Origin of the sequence: Micromonospora sp. S-DT3-3-22 (genome assembly GCF_015354745.1) — a bacterium.
Classification (GTDB): domain Bacteria; phylum Actinomycetota; class Actinomycetes; order Mycobacteriales; family Micromonosporaceae; genus Micromonospora; species Micromonospora wenchangensis.
Window position 1 is genome coordinate 1 of record NZ_JACGMO010000011.1, and the last position, 15,209, is coordinate 15,209.

Annotated in this window: 10 protein-coding genes and 1 pseudogene; 4 read left to right on the forward strand and 7 right to left on the reverse strand. The window is 74.6% G+C overall.

Features of this window, described 5'->3' with window-relative positions; translation table 11 throughout:
- The 3 genes and pseudogenes from H1A17_RS04750 to H1A17_RS04760 form a co-directional block, all read right to left on the reverse strand.
- A partial coding sequence (locus H1A17_RS04750) for an ATP-dependent helicase (RefSeq protein ID WP_375372789.1) occupies window positions 1-2,609 on the reverse strand: 2,609 nt, incomplete at its 3' end.
- A 278-nt stretch (window positions 2,610-2,887) separates the two neighbouring features.
- On the reverse strand, window positions 2,888-3,433 hold the full coding sequence (locus H1A17_RS04755) for a TIGR00730 family Rossman fold protein (RefSeq protein WP_145921599.1): 546 nt from the start codon (window positions 3,431-3,433) through the stop codon (window positions 2,888-2,890).
- A gap of 106 nt (window positions 3,434-3,539) precedes the next feature.
- Window positions 3,540-4,361, reverse strand: a pseudogene (locus tag H1A17_RS04760) (TIGR00730 family Rossman fold protein); the annotation flags it as partial.
- A gap of 155 nt (window positions 4,362-4,516) precedes the next feature.
- On the opposite strand from H1A17_RS04760, the gene H1A17_RS04765 reads away from it, so the two are divergent.
- The gene (locus H1A17_RS04765; RefSeq protein ID WP_158224170.1) at window positions 4,517-4,684 is read left to right on the forward strand and encodes a hypothetical protein; all 168 of its coding nucleotides are present in this window, start codon (window positions 4,517-4,519) and stop codon (window positions 4,682-4,684) included.
- Window positions 4,685-5,011: 327 nt separating this feature from the next.
- Here the strand turns inward: H1A17_RS04765 and dapE are convergent, their stop codons facing one another.
- Complete coding sequence (gene dapE / locus H1A17_RS04770) at window positions 5,012-6,085, reverse strand: succinyl-diaminopimelate desuccinylase (RefSeq protein ID WP_145921600.1); 1,074 nt, start codon at window positions 6,083-6,085, stop codon at window positions 5,012-5,014.
- A gap of 81 nt (window positions 6,086-6,166) precedes the next feature.
- Between dapE and dapD the strand changes: the two genes are divergently transcribed.
- On the forward strand, window positions 6,167-7,123 hold the full coding sequence (gene dapD / locus H1A17_RS04775; RefSeq protein WP_194821162.1) for a 2,3,4,5-tetrahydropyridine-2,6-dicarboxylate N-succinyltransferase: 957 nt from the start codon (window positions 6,167-6,169) through the stop codon (window positions 7,121-7,123).
- A 50-nt stretch (window positions 7,124-7,173) separates the two neighbouring features.
- On the opposite strand, the gene H1A17_RS04780 is transcribed toward dapD, so the two are convergent.
- Complete coding sequence (locus H1A17_RS04780) at window positions 7,174-10,515, reverse strand: S8 family serine peptidase (protein ID WP_228542946.1); 3,342 nt, start codon at window positions 10,513-10,515, stop codon at window positions 7,174-7,176.
- 203 nt (window positions 10,516-10,718) lie between these two features.
- Between H1A17_RS04780 and H1A17_RS04785 the strand changes: the two genes are divergently transcribed.
- Both H1A17_RS04785 and H1A17_RS04790 read left to right on the forward strand, forming a co-directional pair.
- The gene (locus tag H1A17_RS04785; protein ID WP_309236701.1) at window positions 10,719-11,276 is read left to right on the forward strand and encodes a sugar O-acetyltransferase; all 558 of its coding nucleotides are present in this window, start codon (window positions 10,719-10,721) and stop codon (window positions 11,274-11,276) included.
- 91 nt (window positions 11,277-11,367) lie between these two features.
- Window positions 11,368-13,938, forward strand: coding sequence for a hypothetical protein (locus tag H1A17_RS04790; RefSeq protein WP_194821163.1), 2,571 nt, complete (start codon window positions 11,368-11,370; stop codon window positions 13,936-13,938).
- Here the strand turns inward: H1A17_RS04790 and H1A17_RS04795 are convergent.
- Both H1A17_RS04795 and H1A17_RS04800 read right to left on the reverse strand, forming a co-directional pair.
- The gene (locus tag H1A17_RS04795; protein WP_145921605.1) at window positions 13,921-14,562 is read right to left on the reverse strand and encodes a nucleoside/nucleotide kinase family protein; all 642 of its coding nucleotides are present in this window, start codon (window positions 14,560-14,562) and stop codon (window positions 13,921-13,923) included. The two genes, H1A17_RS04790 and H1A17_RS04795, sit on opposite strands and share 18 nt — an antisense overlap.
- Window positions 14,562-15,200, reverse strand: coding sequence for an SIMPL domain-containing protein (locus tag H1A17_RS04800; RefSeq protein WP_145921606.1), 639 nt, complete (start codon window positions 15,198-15,200; stop codon window positions 14,562-14,564). Before H1A17_RS04800 ends, H1A17_RS04795 begins: the two co-directional genes overlap by 1 nt.
- Window positions 15,201-15,209: the final 9 nt, after the last annotated feature.

Consider the following 15,209-nt stretch of genomic DNA (forward strand, 5'->3'; position numbering starts at 1 on the left):
AGCCGGGCCAGTTCGGCCGCCGCCGCGCGCCGCCGGGCCACCGACGCCGCCGGGTCGACGACCGCGGTACGCAGCTCCGCCACCAGCGCGGAGAGGGTGAGCGCCCGGGGTGGCCGCCCCACGGGCAGCTCCCCGGCCGGGCCGTCCCCGGCGTCCCCGGGCAGGTTCTCATCCGGCCCCCCGGGCAGGTTCTCGCCCACCTCCCCGGGTTCCCCGTCGGATGACCGACCCGCTTCGTCTCCCGCGCCGTCCCCGTCGCTCCGGGTAGCCAGCGGATCGTGGCGGGAAAGTGCCGATGTGGCGGGGCCGGGCGGGGTGGGGCCGGTTCCGGTGGGGCCGTTCCCGTCCTGGTCGGTGACGCCGAGTTCGTGCAGGAAGCGGCTGGGCTGCTCCTCGTGGTCGTCGCCGCCGACGGCGGCCGAGGCCACGGCGGTGACCAGCAGCCGATGCCGGGCCCGGGTCACCGCGACGTGGAACAGCCGGCGTTCCTCGTCGAGCAGGGCGGAGGTCTGCCCGACCAGGCTGGCCCGGGCGCCGGTGCCGTCCGCCCGGCCGACCAGCACGTCGACCAGCCGTTCGGAGCCGAGCAGGCTGCCCCGCAGCCGCAGGTCGGGCCAGACGCCCTCCTGCACCCCGGCCACCGCGACCAGGTCCCACTCCAGGCCCTTGGCCGCGTGCGCGGTGAGCAGGCGGACGGCCTCACCCCGGTCGGCGCTGGCCGCCAGGGTGTCGGCCGGCAGGTCCTGGCCGAGGACGTGGTCGAGGAAGACCTCGGTCCGCGCGCCGGGCAGCCGGTCGACGAACCGGGCCGCCGCGTCGAAGAGGACCAGCACCGCATCGAGGTCCCGGTCGGCGGCCTCGGCCCGCCAGCGCTGGGCGGTCTCGTGCTCCCCGGTGGCCGCCCGCCCCCGGTTGACCGCCCCGGCCCAGCGTTCGGCGAGCCCACTGGATTCCCACACCGCCCAGAGCACGTCCTCGGCGGTCGCCCCGGGCACGGCCGCCGCCGTCCGCGCGGTGGCGAGCAGCTCCGCGACCGTACGGGCCGGTTCGACCCAGCGCCGTTCGATGCCGGCCAGCTCCGCCGGGTCGGCCAGCGCCTCGACGATCAGCTCACCGGAGGGCCGCCGGTCACCCCGGGCCAGCGCGAGCGCCCGCAGCCCCTGGCGCAGCCGCCGCTCGGCGAGCGGGTCGGCCCCGCCCAGCGGCGAGTGCAGCAGCGCGATCGCGGACTCCTCGTCGAGCCGGGCCGGTTCGAGCGCGCAGCGCAGCAGGAGCAGCAGCGGGGCGACCGCCGGTTGCAGGTGCAGCGGCAGGTCCTCGCCGTGCACGACGGTGGGCACCCCGGCGGTGTGCAGCGCCCGACGCAGCGACGGCAGGTGCAGGTGGGTCGAGCGGACCAGCACCGCCATCGCCGACCAGGGCACCCCGTCGAGCAGATGGGCGGAGCGCAGCGCGTGGGCCAGCCAGGCGGCCTCGCTGGTGGCCGAGCGGAAGGTACGCACCTCGACGCTGCCGGGCGGCGCGTCGGGCAGGGGGCGAAGCCGCCGGTGCCCGGCCGGGCCACGCAGCCGCCGGGCGAGTCGACCGGTGGCCCCGAGCAGCACCGCGCCGGCCCGGTACGAGGTGGTGAGGGTGACCTGTGCCGCCGGTGCCCCGGAGGCGGTGCGGAACCGGTGCGGGAAGGCGGTCACCACGGCCGGGTCGGCACCCCGGAAGGCGTACGTGGAGGAGTCCGGGTCGGCGAACGCCACCAGGGACCGGCCGCCCCCGGCCAGGACGGCCAGCAGGTCCTGTTGGGCCGGGTCGGTGTCGGCCAGCTCGTCGACGTAGACGTGGGCCAGCCGGCGACGTTCGGCCGCCAGCAGCTCCGGATCGTCGAGGAGCATGCCGGTGGCCGCCCGCACCAGCTCGGCCGGGTCGTACGCCACGGAACCCCGGTTGCCGACGTCACGCAGGGCGAGGACGGCGACGTACTCCCGCAGGAAGCGGGCGGCGGCCGGCCAGTCGGCGCGGCCCAGCTTCTCCCCCAGCCGGGCCAGCTCGACCGGCCCGACGCCGCGTTCGGCGGCGCGCATCAGCAGGTCACGCAGCTGGGCGGCGAACGCCCGGGTACGCAGGGCGGGGAGCAGGTCGTCCGGCCAGCCGACCGGGTCGTCGTCGGGTTCGCCGCCGACGACGTCGAGCAGTTCCCGGATGATCAGATCCTGTTCGGGGCCGGTGAGCAGCCGGGGGGACGGTTCGCCCCGCTCGGCGGCGGCCCGGCGCAGCAGCCCGAAGGCGTACGCCGGGAAGGTGCGTACCAGCGGCTCCCGCAGCACCCGGTGGCCGTCGGCGGCGATCCGGGCCTCGATCCGGTGCCGCAGCCCGGTGGCCTGCCGACGGCTGAAGGTGAGCACCAGCAGGCGTTCCGGGTCGACCCCCTCGGCGACCCGGGCGGCGACCGCCTCGACCAGGGTGCCGGTCTTGCCGGTGCCCGGCCCGCCGAGGACCAGCATCGGCCCGTCGGTGTGCGCCACCACCTCCGCCTGGAGCGGGTCGTGCCGGCGCCCGTCGGGGCGCACGGCATCGCCCGCCGGACCCCGGGCCGGTGGCCTCCCGGCGGGGCGCACGGCATCGCCCGTCGGCCCCCCGGGCCGCGGCTCCCCCTCGACGCCCGCACCGGCCCGGCCCGGCCCCTCGGCCGGCCCGCCGTGCCGACCGTCCCCCCGAACGTCCGCGGCGGACCGCCCGTCCTGCGGGCCCGGTCCGGCAGGTCGGCGCACCAGCCGGTACCCCTGCACCCCCACATCCCACCATGTCGGTACGACACCACCCACCGCACCACCCCGCCCGGGTCTGACCCGGCCCGGCGTGCCTCGGGCCGACCGTGGCCCAGCCCGGCCCCCGGTCAGGGCAGCCGGGCCTCCAGGGCGTCGAGCGCGGCGGCGACGGTCGGGGTGACCGTGAGCAGGTCCAGGCCGGCGGGCTTGAGGAAGGTCTGGTCGGTGATCGTGCCCAGCCAGTCGAGCAGCGGGCGGTAGAAGCCGTCGGTGTCGACCAGCACCATCGGCTTGGTGTGCATGGCCAGGGTGGCGGTGGTCCAGACCTCGAACAGCTCGTCCAGGGTGCCCAGGCCGCCGGGCAGGGTGAGGAACGCGTCCGACTTGTCGATCATGATGGTCTTGCGGCCGGCCATGCCGTCGGTGACCAGCAGTTCGTCCGAGGCCAGGTCGGCGACCTCCAGGTCCACCAGCGCCTGCGGGATCACCCCGACGGTGCGCCCACCGGCCGCCCGCGCCCCGTCGACGAGCGCGCCCATCATCCCGACACAGCCGCCGCCGCTGACCAGCGTGTGACCGCGCCGGGCCAGCTCCGCCCCGGTCTCGGCGGCCAGATCCAGCCAGCGCTGGTCGAGGGTGCGGGAGGACGCGCAGAAGACACAGATCGCCGCCACCGGCTCAGCCCTCCCGACCGTCGACCACGCCCCGGCCCGCGCCACCGGCCCCGGTGCCGTGGGACGGCGTACCCGGGGAGGGGGTGTTGGTGTCGGCGGCCCGGCGGGCGGCCTGCTGGTCGGCTGCGGTACGCGCCACCGCCTCCTCGCGTACCGCCTCCTGGTCGACGGCGAGCGCCGCCTCGGCCTCGACGATGTGCCGTACCGCCGCGTCGACGTCGTCGGTGAGGCAGATCAGCTCCAGGTCCACCGGGCCGATCTTGCCCTCGGCGGCCATGCTGTCCCGCAGCCAGTCGAGCAGGCCCCGCCAGTAGTCGGTGCCCATGAGCACCACCGGGAAGCGGGTCACCTTGCCGGTCTGCACCAGGGTGAGTGCCTCGAACAGCTCGTCCATGGTGCCGAAGCCGCCCGGCAGCACGACGAACGCCTGGGCGTACTTGACGAACATGGTCTTGCGGGCGAAGAAGTAGCGGAAGTCGATGGCCAGGTCGACCCAGTCGTTGAGCCCCTGTTCGAAGGGGAGTTCGATGCCCAGCCCGACGGAGAGGCCACCGGCCTCGCTGGCCCCCCGGTTGGCCGCCTCCATGACGCCGGGTCCACCACCGGTGATCACCGCGTAGCCGGCCCGGGCCAGCCCCGCGCCCAACTCCTCGGCCAGCCGGCACTCGGGACTGTCGGGTTTACTACGGGCGGAGCCGAAGACGCTCACCGCGGGCGGCAGATCGGCCAACGTGTCGAAGCCCTCGACGAACTCGGCGAGGATGCGCAGCGCGCGCCAGGCGTCCTTGGTCTTCCAGTCGCTGCGCCCCCGGGAGTCGAGCAACCGCTGGTCGGCGGTGCTGGTGGGGATCGCGCCACGGCGCAGCGTCACCGCCCCCCGGTGCCGCTCCGGATCGCGGCCCGACTGCCGCCCGTTGGTCTGACTCATGACAGCCACCGTAGTGGAGGCGCACGTCAGGGCGGTGCCGGCCGACGGGTCGGAGAAAAAGTTCGCGATCTTGGGCAACTAATTCTGTCGCCCGTACGTCTTACTATTCACATACCGGGTATGGCCCGGCGCGCGCCTTCGGGGGAGGAGCAAGCGTGATCAGCAACAACGAACGGATGCGGATCCGTCGGCAGATGCAGCGAAGGATCAACGAGGTGGTGGCCGAGCGCCGCCGCGCCCGACAGTTGGAGGTGCCGGTGGAGCCGGCCGCCCCGTCCGTCGAGCCCACCGAGCCCGACAGTCCCCGCCTCACCACCGTCTGACACCACCAGCCCGACCCGCACCACCCGGCCGGCCGCCGCCTCACACCCCTGGCCGGCCACCCGAACCCTCACCTGTACGTACCGAGGCCCCCGCGGTCCCCCGACCCCGGGGGCCTCACCACACCCACCACGCCCCGCCGGCCCGACTCCCGTGACCGGCCGAGCTCAGCCCGTTGCCACCAACCCCTTCGCCCCGGCGCTGCCACACTCGGCGATCAAGAGAATTGCGTCACGGGAGAGCGCTCTCGATGACGCAAACTTCTTGATCACCGGAGCGAACCCGGGCCGGGCCCGGGGCGGAGCGAGCCCGGGGCGGGGCCGGCGGGGTCAGGCGGGGGCCAGCCAGCGGTGGAGGGTGGCGGCGCCGTCGCGGATCTTGGTGAGTTCGACGTGTTCGTCCCTGTGGTGGGCGAGGTTGGGGTCGCCGGGGCCGAAGTTCAGCGCCGGGATGCCCATCGCCGCGAACCGGGCCACGTCGGTCCAGCCCAGCTTGCCGATCGGGGCGGCACCCACGGCCGCCAGGAACTCCTGGGCCACCGGCGCGTCGAGTCCCGGGGCCGCGCCGGCCGCCGCGTCGGTGATCGCCAGTTCGTAGCCGGCGAAGACCTCCCGCAGGTGCGCCTCGGCCGCCGCCGGGTCCCGGTCCGGGGCGTACCGGTAGTTGATCTCGATTTCGCAGCGGTCGGGGACGACGTTGCCGGCCACGCCGCCGTCGATCCGTACCGCGTTGAGGCCCTCACGGTAGTCGCAGCCGTCGATGGTGACCCGGCGGGCCCGGTAGTCGCCGAGGCGGCGGAGCACCTCGCCCGCGCCGTGGATGGCGTTGACCCCGCGCCAGGAGCGGGCCGCGTGGGCGCGCTCGCCCGGCACCGTGACGATCGCCCGCATGGTGCCCTGGCAGCCCGCCTCGACGATGCCGTACGTCGGCTCCAGCAGCACCGCGAAGTCGGCCCGGAGCCACTCCGGGTGCGCCTCGGCGACCAGGGTGAGCCCGTTGTACCGGGACTCGATCTCCTCGGCCTCGTAGAAGAAGTACGTCACGTCGTAGCGGGGGTCGGGCAGGGTCACCGCCAGGTGCAGCGCGAAGGCCACCCCGGACTTCATGTCGGAGGTGCCGCAGCCGTACATCAGGTCCCCGCGCATGGTCGACGGGAAGTTGTCGTTGTGCGGCACCGTGTCCAGGTGCCCGGCGAGCACCACCCGCGAGGACCGGCCGAGATCCGTCCGCGCCATCACGGTGTTGCCGTGCCGGAAGGTGCTCAGGTGCGGCACCCGGCGCAGCACCTCCTCGACACAGTCGGCGATGGCCTTCTCGTCGAGGGAGACGGACTCGATGTCGACGAGGGCACGGGTCAGCGCCACCGGATCGGCCAGGACCTCGGGGGTCAGCGGGTTCTCCATGATTCGCACGGTACCGTCCTGAACGGTGGGCGTGAGGGGTGAGCCCACCGGCCCCGCAGCCGCGAACGAGAGGGTAGAACAGTGACGTCCCAATCCGCCTGGGGTATCGGCCTGGCCACCGTGACCGCCGCCGAGCAGGTGCTCGACACCTGGTACCCGACCGGCAAGCTGGGCCTGGGTGAGCTGCCGCTGGTCCCCGGCGAGGACCAGGCCGACGTGCTGGACCTGCCGCCCGGCGCGATCGGCGAGCGGGCCCTGCCGGGCCTGCGTACGGTGCAGGTGGTCACCGTGATCGGCGCGCTGGACGAGCCGATCAAGGACGCCGCCGACGCGTACCTGCGGCTGCACCTGCTCTCGCACCGCCTGGTGCGGCCCAACGAGCTGAACCTCGACGGCATCTTCGCCCAACTGGCGAACGTCGCGTGGACCTCGGCCGGCCCGTGCCCGCCGGAGCGGGTGGACGAGCTGCGGGTGATCGAGCGGGCCGCCGGCCGCCACCTGGCCGTGTACGGGGTGGACAAGTTCCCCCGGATGACCGACTACGTGGTGCCCGCCGGGGTGCGGATCGCCGACGCGGACCGGGTCCGGCTCGGCGCGCACCTCGCCGCCGGCACCACCGTGATGCACGAGGGTTTCGTCAACTTCAACGCCGGCACGCTGGGTACCTCGATGGTCGAGGGCCGGATCGTGCAGGGCGTGGTGGTCGGTGACGGTTCCGACATCGGCGGCGGTGCGTCGATCATGGGCACCCTCTCCGGCGGCGGCACCGACCGGGTGCGCATCGGCTCGCGGAGCCTGATCGGCGCGAACGCCGGGGTGGGCATCTCGCTCGGCGACGACTGCGTGGTCGAGGCCGGCTGCTACATCACCGCCGCCTCGAAGATCACCCTGCCGGACGGCCGGGTGGTGAAGGCCCGCGAGCTGTCCGGCGTCGACGGCCTGCTGTTCTGGCGCAACTCGGTGACCGGGGCGTTGGAGGCGAAGCCGCGTACCGGCCAGGGCATCACGCTCAACGCCGCCCTGCACGCCAACGACTGAGCCGCCCGGTCCGGGCCCGCGACGAGACCGTCGCGGGCCCGGACGTCGGTTCACTTCAGGCGGTACGCCTGGATGATCCGGGTGCTCGCGGTGTTGCCCTCGGTGTCCCGGGCGGTCGCCCGCAGGGACGCGTACCCGGCCCCCGCCGGGTGCTTGACCAGCGCCACCGTGCCCTGGCCCGGCACCTTCACCACGGTCGCCCGCCGCCAGGTCCTCCCCCCGTCGTACGACACGTCGACGCTGAGCTTCGCCAGCTTGGCGGTGCCGGCGCCCGGCTGCCGCCGTACCTGCACGGGGACGGCGAAGACCTGCCCGGCCGGGGCGGTGTTGTCGACCCTCAGTTGCGGGGTGAACCGGATCTCCGACAGCGGCAGCAGCTTCGGCGTGTCACCGGCCACGTGCCCGGAGCGGAACGTCCAGCTCGCCTCCACCTCGGTGCCGAGGTCGGTGAGGCTCCGCTTCGCCTCGACGGTCAGCTTGTAGTCGCCGGTCGCCTTCGGCACGGTGAACTCGCCGTACCCCGGGTTGTCCAGTTCCTCCACCAGCTTGCCGTTGCGCCACAGGGCGGTACGGGCGCGGTCGGTCAGCGACCCGCCGGGGTGCCCCGCCGCGTCGCTGTGCAACGCCACGCTCACCACGATCGTGTCCCCGGTCCGGGTGACGCCGTCCTGCGGCCAGCGCGGGGCGGGCAGGGACGGCCCGAGCGGCGCGGTCCCCCAGGTTTCGGTGATCCGGCGGCCGGCCTGGTATTTGGTGGGCAGGCCCAGCAGGATCGCCTGGACGTCCAGCCAGCCCTCCTCCGGGTCACGGATGCCGAAGTCGAGCTCGGACTCCCAGCGCACGCCCCTGGTGCTGTAGTGCTCGGTGCGCTGGCCGGGCAGGTCGGTGGGGAGGACGACCGCCCAGCCGCCGAGGTTGAGGCCGTTGTTCGGGAAGACCAGCCGTTCGGCCTCCATCTTCGGGTACGGGTCACGGAACTTGTGCACCACCGTGGCCAGGTCGCCCCGCCGGTAGTCGCGGACGAACCCGCTGGGCACCTTGCCCGGGACGGTCTCGCCGAGCGCGTACAGGTACGGGCTGTTCTCGGCCTCCCGGTCGGCCCACTGGCTGTTGATCGTGGTGACGAACTCGTCGGCCGGCACCGTCTTGCCGAGTTGGCCGGTGGACAGCCCGTCGAAGGTGTCGAAGGAGACGATGCCGAACCCGTAGCTGCCGTCGTCGGGCAGCAGGTAGTTGGCGCTGATGTCGACCAGGGCGACCTGGGCGTCGGCCTGCGGGACGGTCATCCGTACCGGCTTGGCCTTCCGCAGGTCGATGGTGACCGCCGTGTCGCCGGCGACCACCAGTTCCGGCTGGGCGAGCATGGCCAGCCCGCCCGACTCCTCGTCCGGGCCGGCCTCGAAGAAGACGCTGTTCAGCCCGTACCGGCCCTTGGGGACCCGGACCTCGACGACGCCGTCGGCCTCGAACACGTCGCGTACGTCGCCGTCGGCGAGGTTGACCAGGGCGGTCGAGTAGTCGCCGCCCGGCTTGCCGCCCCGGTCGAGGTGGGTGAGCGTGACGGTGTAGCTCTCCACCTCCCGGTGCACGGCCAGCGGGGTCACCGCGACGGTGCCGCCGGAGCGGGCCACGACCCGGCCGGTCCAGTAGCCGTCGACGCCGAGCCGGGTGTTCGCGGTGACGGTGGTCTCGGCCCGGCCGCCGGCCGGGACGGTGATCCGGTTGACGCCGAGGGTGAACATGCCGGCCGGTGCGGCCTTCCCGCCCGGCCCCTTGACCTCGACGGTCAGGTCGAGGGTGAGCGGCGTGGCGCCACCGTTGTGCCAGGCGACGGTCCGGGTGATCGGGGCGTCGTCGCCGTGCGGCCACAGGGCCCGGCCGAACGAGACGCTGACCGGGTCGGTGGTGACCTGCTCGGTGATCGCCCGGGTCAGGTCCACCCGGCCGGCGCCCTGCTCGTAGGCGGTCTGCGTCGGGTGCGGCTTCGCGGCGGCCATCAGGGTCGCCTTGAGCTGCCCGGCCTTCCAGCCCGGGTGCTGCTGGGCGAGCAGCGCCACCGAGCCGGCCACGTGCGGGGTGGCCATCGACGTGCCGGAGAGCGCGACGTACTTCGTGCCGACCGGGTCGCCGATCTGGCCGTCGACGGAGCGGGCGGCCACGATGTCGACGCCGGGGGCGGTGATGTCGGGCTTGAGCGCGTCGTCGCCGACGCGGGGGCCGCGGCTGGAGAAGTCGGCGAGTTCGTCGTCCCGGTCGACCGCGCCGACGGCGAGCGCGGCGTCGGCGGTGGACGGCGAGCCGACCGAGCCGTCGGAGCCGTCGTTGCCGGCGGCGATGACGAAGAGGCTGCCGGTCTGGGCGGTCAGCGTCTGGACGGCCTCCTCCAGCGGGTCGACCTCGGGGGTGTCGCCACCGCCGAGGCTCATGTTGACCACGGCGGCCTTCTTCTCGGTGGTGGCCCACTGCATGCCGGCCAGGATCGCCGACTCGGCGCAGCCGAACTCCTCGCAGACCTTGCCGTCGAGCAGCGTCGCGTCCGGCGCGACACCCCTGTACTTCCCGTCGGAGGCGGCACCGCTGCCGGCGATGGTGGACGCGACGTGGGTGCCGTGCCCGACGATGTCCCGCTGGTCGGGCAGGTCGCTGAAGTTGCGGGCCTCGCCGACCTTGCCGGCGAGGTCCGGGTGGGTGGCGTCGATGCCGGTGTCCAGCACCGCGACGGTCACCCCCTTGCCGGTCCAGCCGGCGGCCCAGGCGGTGGGCGCGCCGATCTGGGGCACGCTGTGGTCGAGGGAGAGCGTGCGCCGACCGTCCAGCCAGATCCGCTCGACGCCCCCTGCCGCGTCGAGCCGGGCTCCGGCGTCGCCGCCGGTCAGCGTCGACCAGACCGCGCCGGTCGAGGACTTGCCGGCGGTCAGCGCCGCGCCCTGGATCGCCGGCAGGTCGCGGGTCACCCGGGTGCCCGGCAGCACGGCCGCGCCGCGTCGGGCCTGCCCCTGGCGGTACGACACCAGCAGCGGCAGGTTGTCGCGGTGGGCGTCGTCGTAGCGGGCGGCGATCAGGCCGGTGACGTCGAACAGCCGCCTGTCGACCTGCCCCGAGCGCAGCAGCGGCACCGCGTCGCGGGGCACCACGGAAAGGTGGCCGTGTTCCCGGCGGACCAGGAACTGCTGGTGTTCCCGGCCGGCACCGGGGCGTACAGCGGCGCCGCCGGTGCGGGTGACGGTGACCTGGTCCCCGGTGATCAGGGTGACGGTGCTGGCGCCGGTGGCCGGCGTGGCGGGCCGGGACGCGGCGGGGCCGGCGGGCGCGGCGTGCGCGCCCGTCGCCGGCAGACCGAGGGCCAGGGCGAGCACCAGCCCGCCGGCCGCGGTTCTTCTGCTTCGGTGCAACGGAACCTCCTCCTAAGACGTCTACATGACAGGAGCCATCGAGATGACCAGCTACCTCGCGACGACCGAGTCACATCGATGCCTCAGAATTACATACTCGGTATGCAAAAAGAAGTCCGGGGGATGACCGTCCGGACACATTGCTGAGACACGACCGACCCGATTCCGTCCCGCCGGGCCGCCCGATCGGCGACGATCACCTGGTGACGTCCATGAGGGAACGCATGCTCGCCGGCGAGCCGTACATCGCCGACGATCCCGAGATCGTCGCGGATCTCGACCGCGCCGCGCGGCTGGCCGAACGCTTCAACCGCAGCCCCGCCCACGACCCGCAGGCCCGACTCACCGCCCTGCGCGAACTGCTCGGCAGCGTCGGCGAGGGCGCCTGGGTACGCCCACCCCTGCACTGCGACTACGGCTGGCAGACCCACCTCGGGGACCGCAGCTTCGTCAACTTCAACGCCGTCCTGCTCGACGTCGCCCGGATCACCATCGGCGCGGACGTCCAGATCGGACCGAACGTGCAGCTGCTCACCGCCACCCACCCCATCGAGGCCCGGGCGCGAAGGGCCAAGTGGGAGGCCGCCCAGCCGATCACCATCGGGGACAACGTCTGGCTCGGCGGCGGGGTGATCGTCCTCGCCGGAGTGACCGTCGGGGAGAACACGGTGGTCGGCGCGGGCGCGGTGGTCACCCGCGACCTACCCCCCAACGTGGTCGCCGTGGGTAACCCCGCACGGGTGATCCGCACCCTGCAATAACAGCTTGAGCTGCGAAAACCTCGACGCAACCGTGGGCGAACGGCAAATTCCGATGCACTCTGGGTAGTGACTTCGTTACCAGGGAGCACCGATGGCCGAGCGGGTACTCGAACTTCGGGTACACGGCGTGTCCAACACCCCGCCCGACCAGATCCTCGGCCTGCCCGCCGACCCGACCGGCACCGGCCCGCAACCCCGGCTCGTCTCCGGCGGCGACGTCACCGGCTTCTACCGCGCCAGCGACTCCGCCCCCGACGACCCCGTCGTCGTCGAGGCGTACAGCTGGGGGCAGTTGACCTCGGGGGCGCGGACCGCACGGGACGTCGAACGCGCCCTGTGGACGCTGCTGCTGCCGTTCACCCTCGCCAACGTCGCCCTGTACGCCCGCCCCGGCATCCCGCCCGACCCGGACACCGAACGCTGGGGCAGCCGCTCCGGCATCACCGCCTGGCTGATCCGGCTGTTCTGCCTCAGCCTCACCGGCACCCTGGTACTCGCCGCCACCGGCATCGGCGTCGACCTGATCGCCTGGCAGTGCGTCGACCAGGAGTGCCTGCGGCAACTGCCCGGCCCGTGGGAGTTCCTCGGCCGGGGCTGGTGGCGCGCGGACGCCCACGCGCTCGCCGTCGGCCTCCTGGTGCCGCTGGCGACGCTGCTGGTGCTCGGCATCGTCTCCTGGCGCACCTACCAGTACGAGGCCGAGATGCCCGCCGAACCCCGACCCCCGGCGGGCGACGGGGAGCACCCGGCCGAGCCGACGCCCGACCTGGCCAACCCGTTGCAGGACCCCACCTTCTGGGGCGGGGAGGGACAGCTGCGCCGGGCCGCCGTGCTGCACCTGTGCGTCGGCGCGGCGCTCGCCGCGGCGGTGCCCGTCGGCGCGGTGCTGGTGCTGGACCCGGCCCGGGGCGTCCGGGCCGTGGTCGCCGTCCCGACCGTCGCCGCCCTGGTCACGGTCGTGGTGATCGCGGTGGTGGCGGTGGGCCGCCCCTGGCTGACCCGGCGCGGCGGGGCCAGCCCGCTCGGCCGGTGGAGCCTCACCGTCGGCCTGCTCACCGGCCTCGCGCTGACCGGCACCTTCACCCTCCTGCTGCTGCCGGACGGCCCCGCCGGCACCCCGCTGGCGCAGTTCCGCCCACCGGTCGGCTGCACCCGCGACCCCGGCCTCGCCGGCTGCCGCGCCGACCACTCGCTGCCCGGCTACGACGGGCTGGTCGCCTGGCTCGCCACCTACCAGGTGCTGCTGCTGTTCGCCATCGGCACGGTCGCCCGGTCCGGCCGACGGGCGCTGCCCGTCCCCGGCACGGCCGCCGTGCTGCTGCCCCTCGGCGTGGCCTGGCTCGACGGTCGGCTGCCCGGCGTCCCCGCCGCCCCCGACGGGCTACGGATCTGGATGCTCGCCGCACCCGCCATCGCGCTCGCCGCGATCGGACTGCTGCTGCCCCGCACCGGCAGCGACGCCGGCCAGCAACCGCTCGGCGTGCACACCGACGTCGCCTGGGCCGGACGCGGGGCCGCGGTGATCGCCGGCTTCGGCTGGATGATGGCCATCGCCTACTGCGCCGGCCTGCTCTACTGGGTCACCGACCGGCTCGACGGGGCCGCCTCACCCAGCGGGTTCTCCCCGATCGTGCTGCCCCTGCCGGTGATGTGGGCCGGGCTGGCCTTCACCCTCGCCACCGCCGCACTGCTCGGCACGCTGGTCCGCGCGGGGGTGCTCTTCCACCGGCTGCGCCGCGTCGAATACACCCGGCTCACCGCCGCCGGGCAGGCCCTCTCCGCGCACGACCTGCGCCGATGCCGGCACGTCAGCACCTTCCGCGCGCTGCACCGCCTGGTCGGCGAGCACGCGGTACGGCTGATCGGCTGCTACGCCACCATCGCGGCGGTGCTGGTGGCGCTGTCCTGCGTGGCGGCGCTAAGCCGTACCCGCCCGGCGCCGGTCGGCGCGGCGGGCTGGCCGGGGCTGGTGCACGCCGCCGCCGACCTCGGGGACACCCTGCTGGGCTGGCTGCCGCTGGTGGTCGCCGGCCTCGGCATGCTGGTCTACCGCAACGACACCGTCCGGCGCAGCGTCGGGGTGCTCTGGGACGTCGGCACCTTCTGGCCGCGCGCCGCACACCCGCTCGCCCCGCCCAGCTACGCCGAACGCGCCGTCCCCGAGTTGCAGACCCGGATCGCCGGCATCCTGGCGCTGGCCGAACGCGACCCGCGCCGGATGGACGGGGTGATCCTCTCCGGCCACAGCCAGGGCACGGTGATCTGCGCGGCGACGGTGCTCCAACTGCCGACCCGGTGGCGGCGACGGATCTGGTTCCTGTCGTACGGCTGCCAGCTCACCCGCCTCTACGGGCGGGTCTTCCCCGCCTACTTCGGCCCGGCCCGGCTCCGGGTGCTCGCCGACAGCCTGACCTGGCCCTCCGGCCACGTCGCGTGGACCAACTTCTGGCGGGACACCGACCCGCTCGGCTGGCAGGTCAACGCCGGGGAACGGGACGTGCCGGTGACCGACCCGGAGGCGCTGCACCCCAGCGGGGGCGAGGTCGCCGACCCGCCGATCCGCAACCACAGCGGCTACCCGGAGGCGTGGGAGTTCCACCGGGAACGGGCCCTGGTGGCCCGGCTGCTGCGACGTACCGTCCCGTCACCCCGGGTCGGTTGACCGGACCACCAGGTCGGCCCGGTCGGCGGTGCCCGCCACCACGGCGGCGTTCGCCTCGTCGCTGCCGTACGCCCAGGCCTGCGCCGCCTCCGGCGACCGCCCGTACGCCACGTGCCGCGCCACCAGCCGGCGCAGCCGTGCCCCGGCGTCCAGGTCGAGGAACCACGCCTCGTGCAGCAACGACCGCACCTCGTCCCACGGCGGCTCGGCGAGCAGCAGGTAGTTGCCCTCGGTCACCACCAGCCGGACCGAGGGCGGCACCTCCACGGCCCCGGCCACCGGCTCCTCCAGGTCGCGGCGGAACAGCGGCGCGTACACGGCGGTCGGCTCCAACCGGCGCAACCGGCGCAGCAGCGACACGTACCCGTTGGCGTCGAAGGTGTCGACCGCGCCCTTGCGGTCCGCCCGGCCCAACCGGACCAGCTCCGCCTGGGCGAGGTGGAAGCCGTCCATCGGCACCAGCCGGGCGCTCGGACCGACCGCCGCGACGATCCGCTCGGCCAGGGTGGACTTGCCCGCCCCGGGCGCACCGGCGATGCCCAGCAGCTGCCGGGGGCCGGCGTCGGCCAGCGACCGGGCCCGGGCCACCAGGTCGTCGAGGGAGAACGGACGCGCCCCGGGCATCAGCTCAGGACCGGCTCGCTGATGGTGAACCGGGCCCGCACCACCGCGTGCACCGACTGCGGACGGGGGTCCAGGTCCAGCTCCGGCGGGCCACCCTGGCGGGCCTGGCGGGCGAACATCGCCCCGCCCGCGCCGGAGCCCTCGTCGGTGTCGGCCAGCTCCCGCAGCGCGGTCACCCGCGCGCCGAGCGCCTCGGCGTACTCCCGGGCCCGGCGCAGCGCGTCGGCGATCGCCGCGTGCCGGGCCTCCCGGTGGGCCGGGCTGTCCGGGCGCAACGACCACCAGGGGCCGGCCACCTCGACGTGGTCCAGCTCGGCCAGCCGCAGCATCAGCTCGGCCAGGGAGCCGAAGTCGGTGACGGTGACCGTGGTGGAGACGCTGCCGAGGTAGCCGACGACCCGCTCGCCGGACCGGTTCGTCTCGGGGCGGACCCGCAGCTCACCGGCCTCCCGGCGGTCCACCGCCGGCTCGTGCTCGTCGAGCAGCACCCGGACGGCGGCGGCCCGCTCGGCGAGCCGGGCCAACGCGACCTGACGGTCCCGTTCCCGGGCCGTCGCGGTCACCTCGAAGCGGGCCAGTTCGGGCGGCACCTCCCGGTACGCCTCACCGCGCACCGCCACCACCGGTCCGTCCGCCACGCACCCACC

Coding starts and splice junctions, on each gene's coding strand:
- dapE (WP_145921600.1), bottom strand. CDS start 6,085: ATGGAGAACCCGCTGACCCCCGAGGTCCTGGCCGATCCGGTGGCGCTG.
- H1A17_RS04790 (WP_194821163.1), top strand. CDS start 11,368: ATGGCCGAGCGGGTACTCGAACTTCGGGTACACGGCGTGTCCAACACC.
- H1A17_RS04795 (WP_145921605.1), bottom strand. CDS start 14,562: ATGCCCGGGGCGCGTCCGTTCTCCCTCGACGACCTGGTGGCCCGGGCC.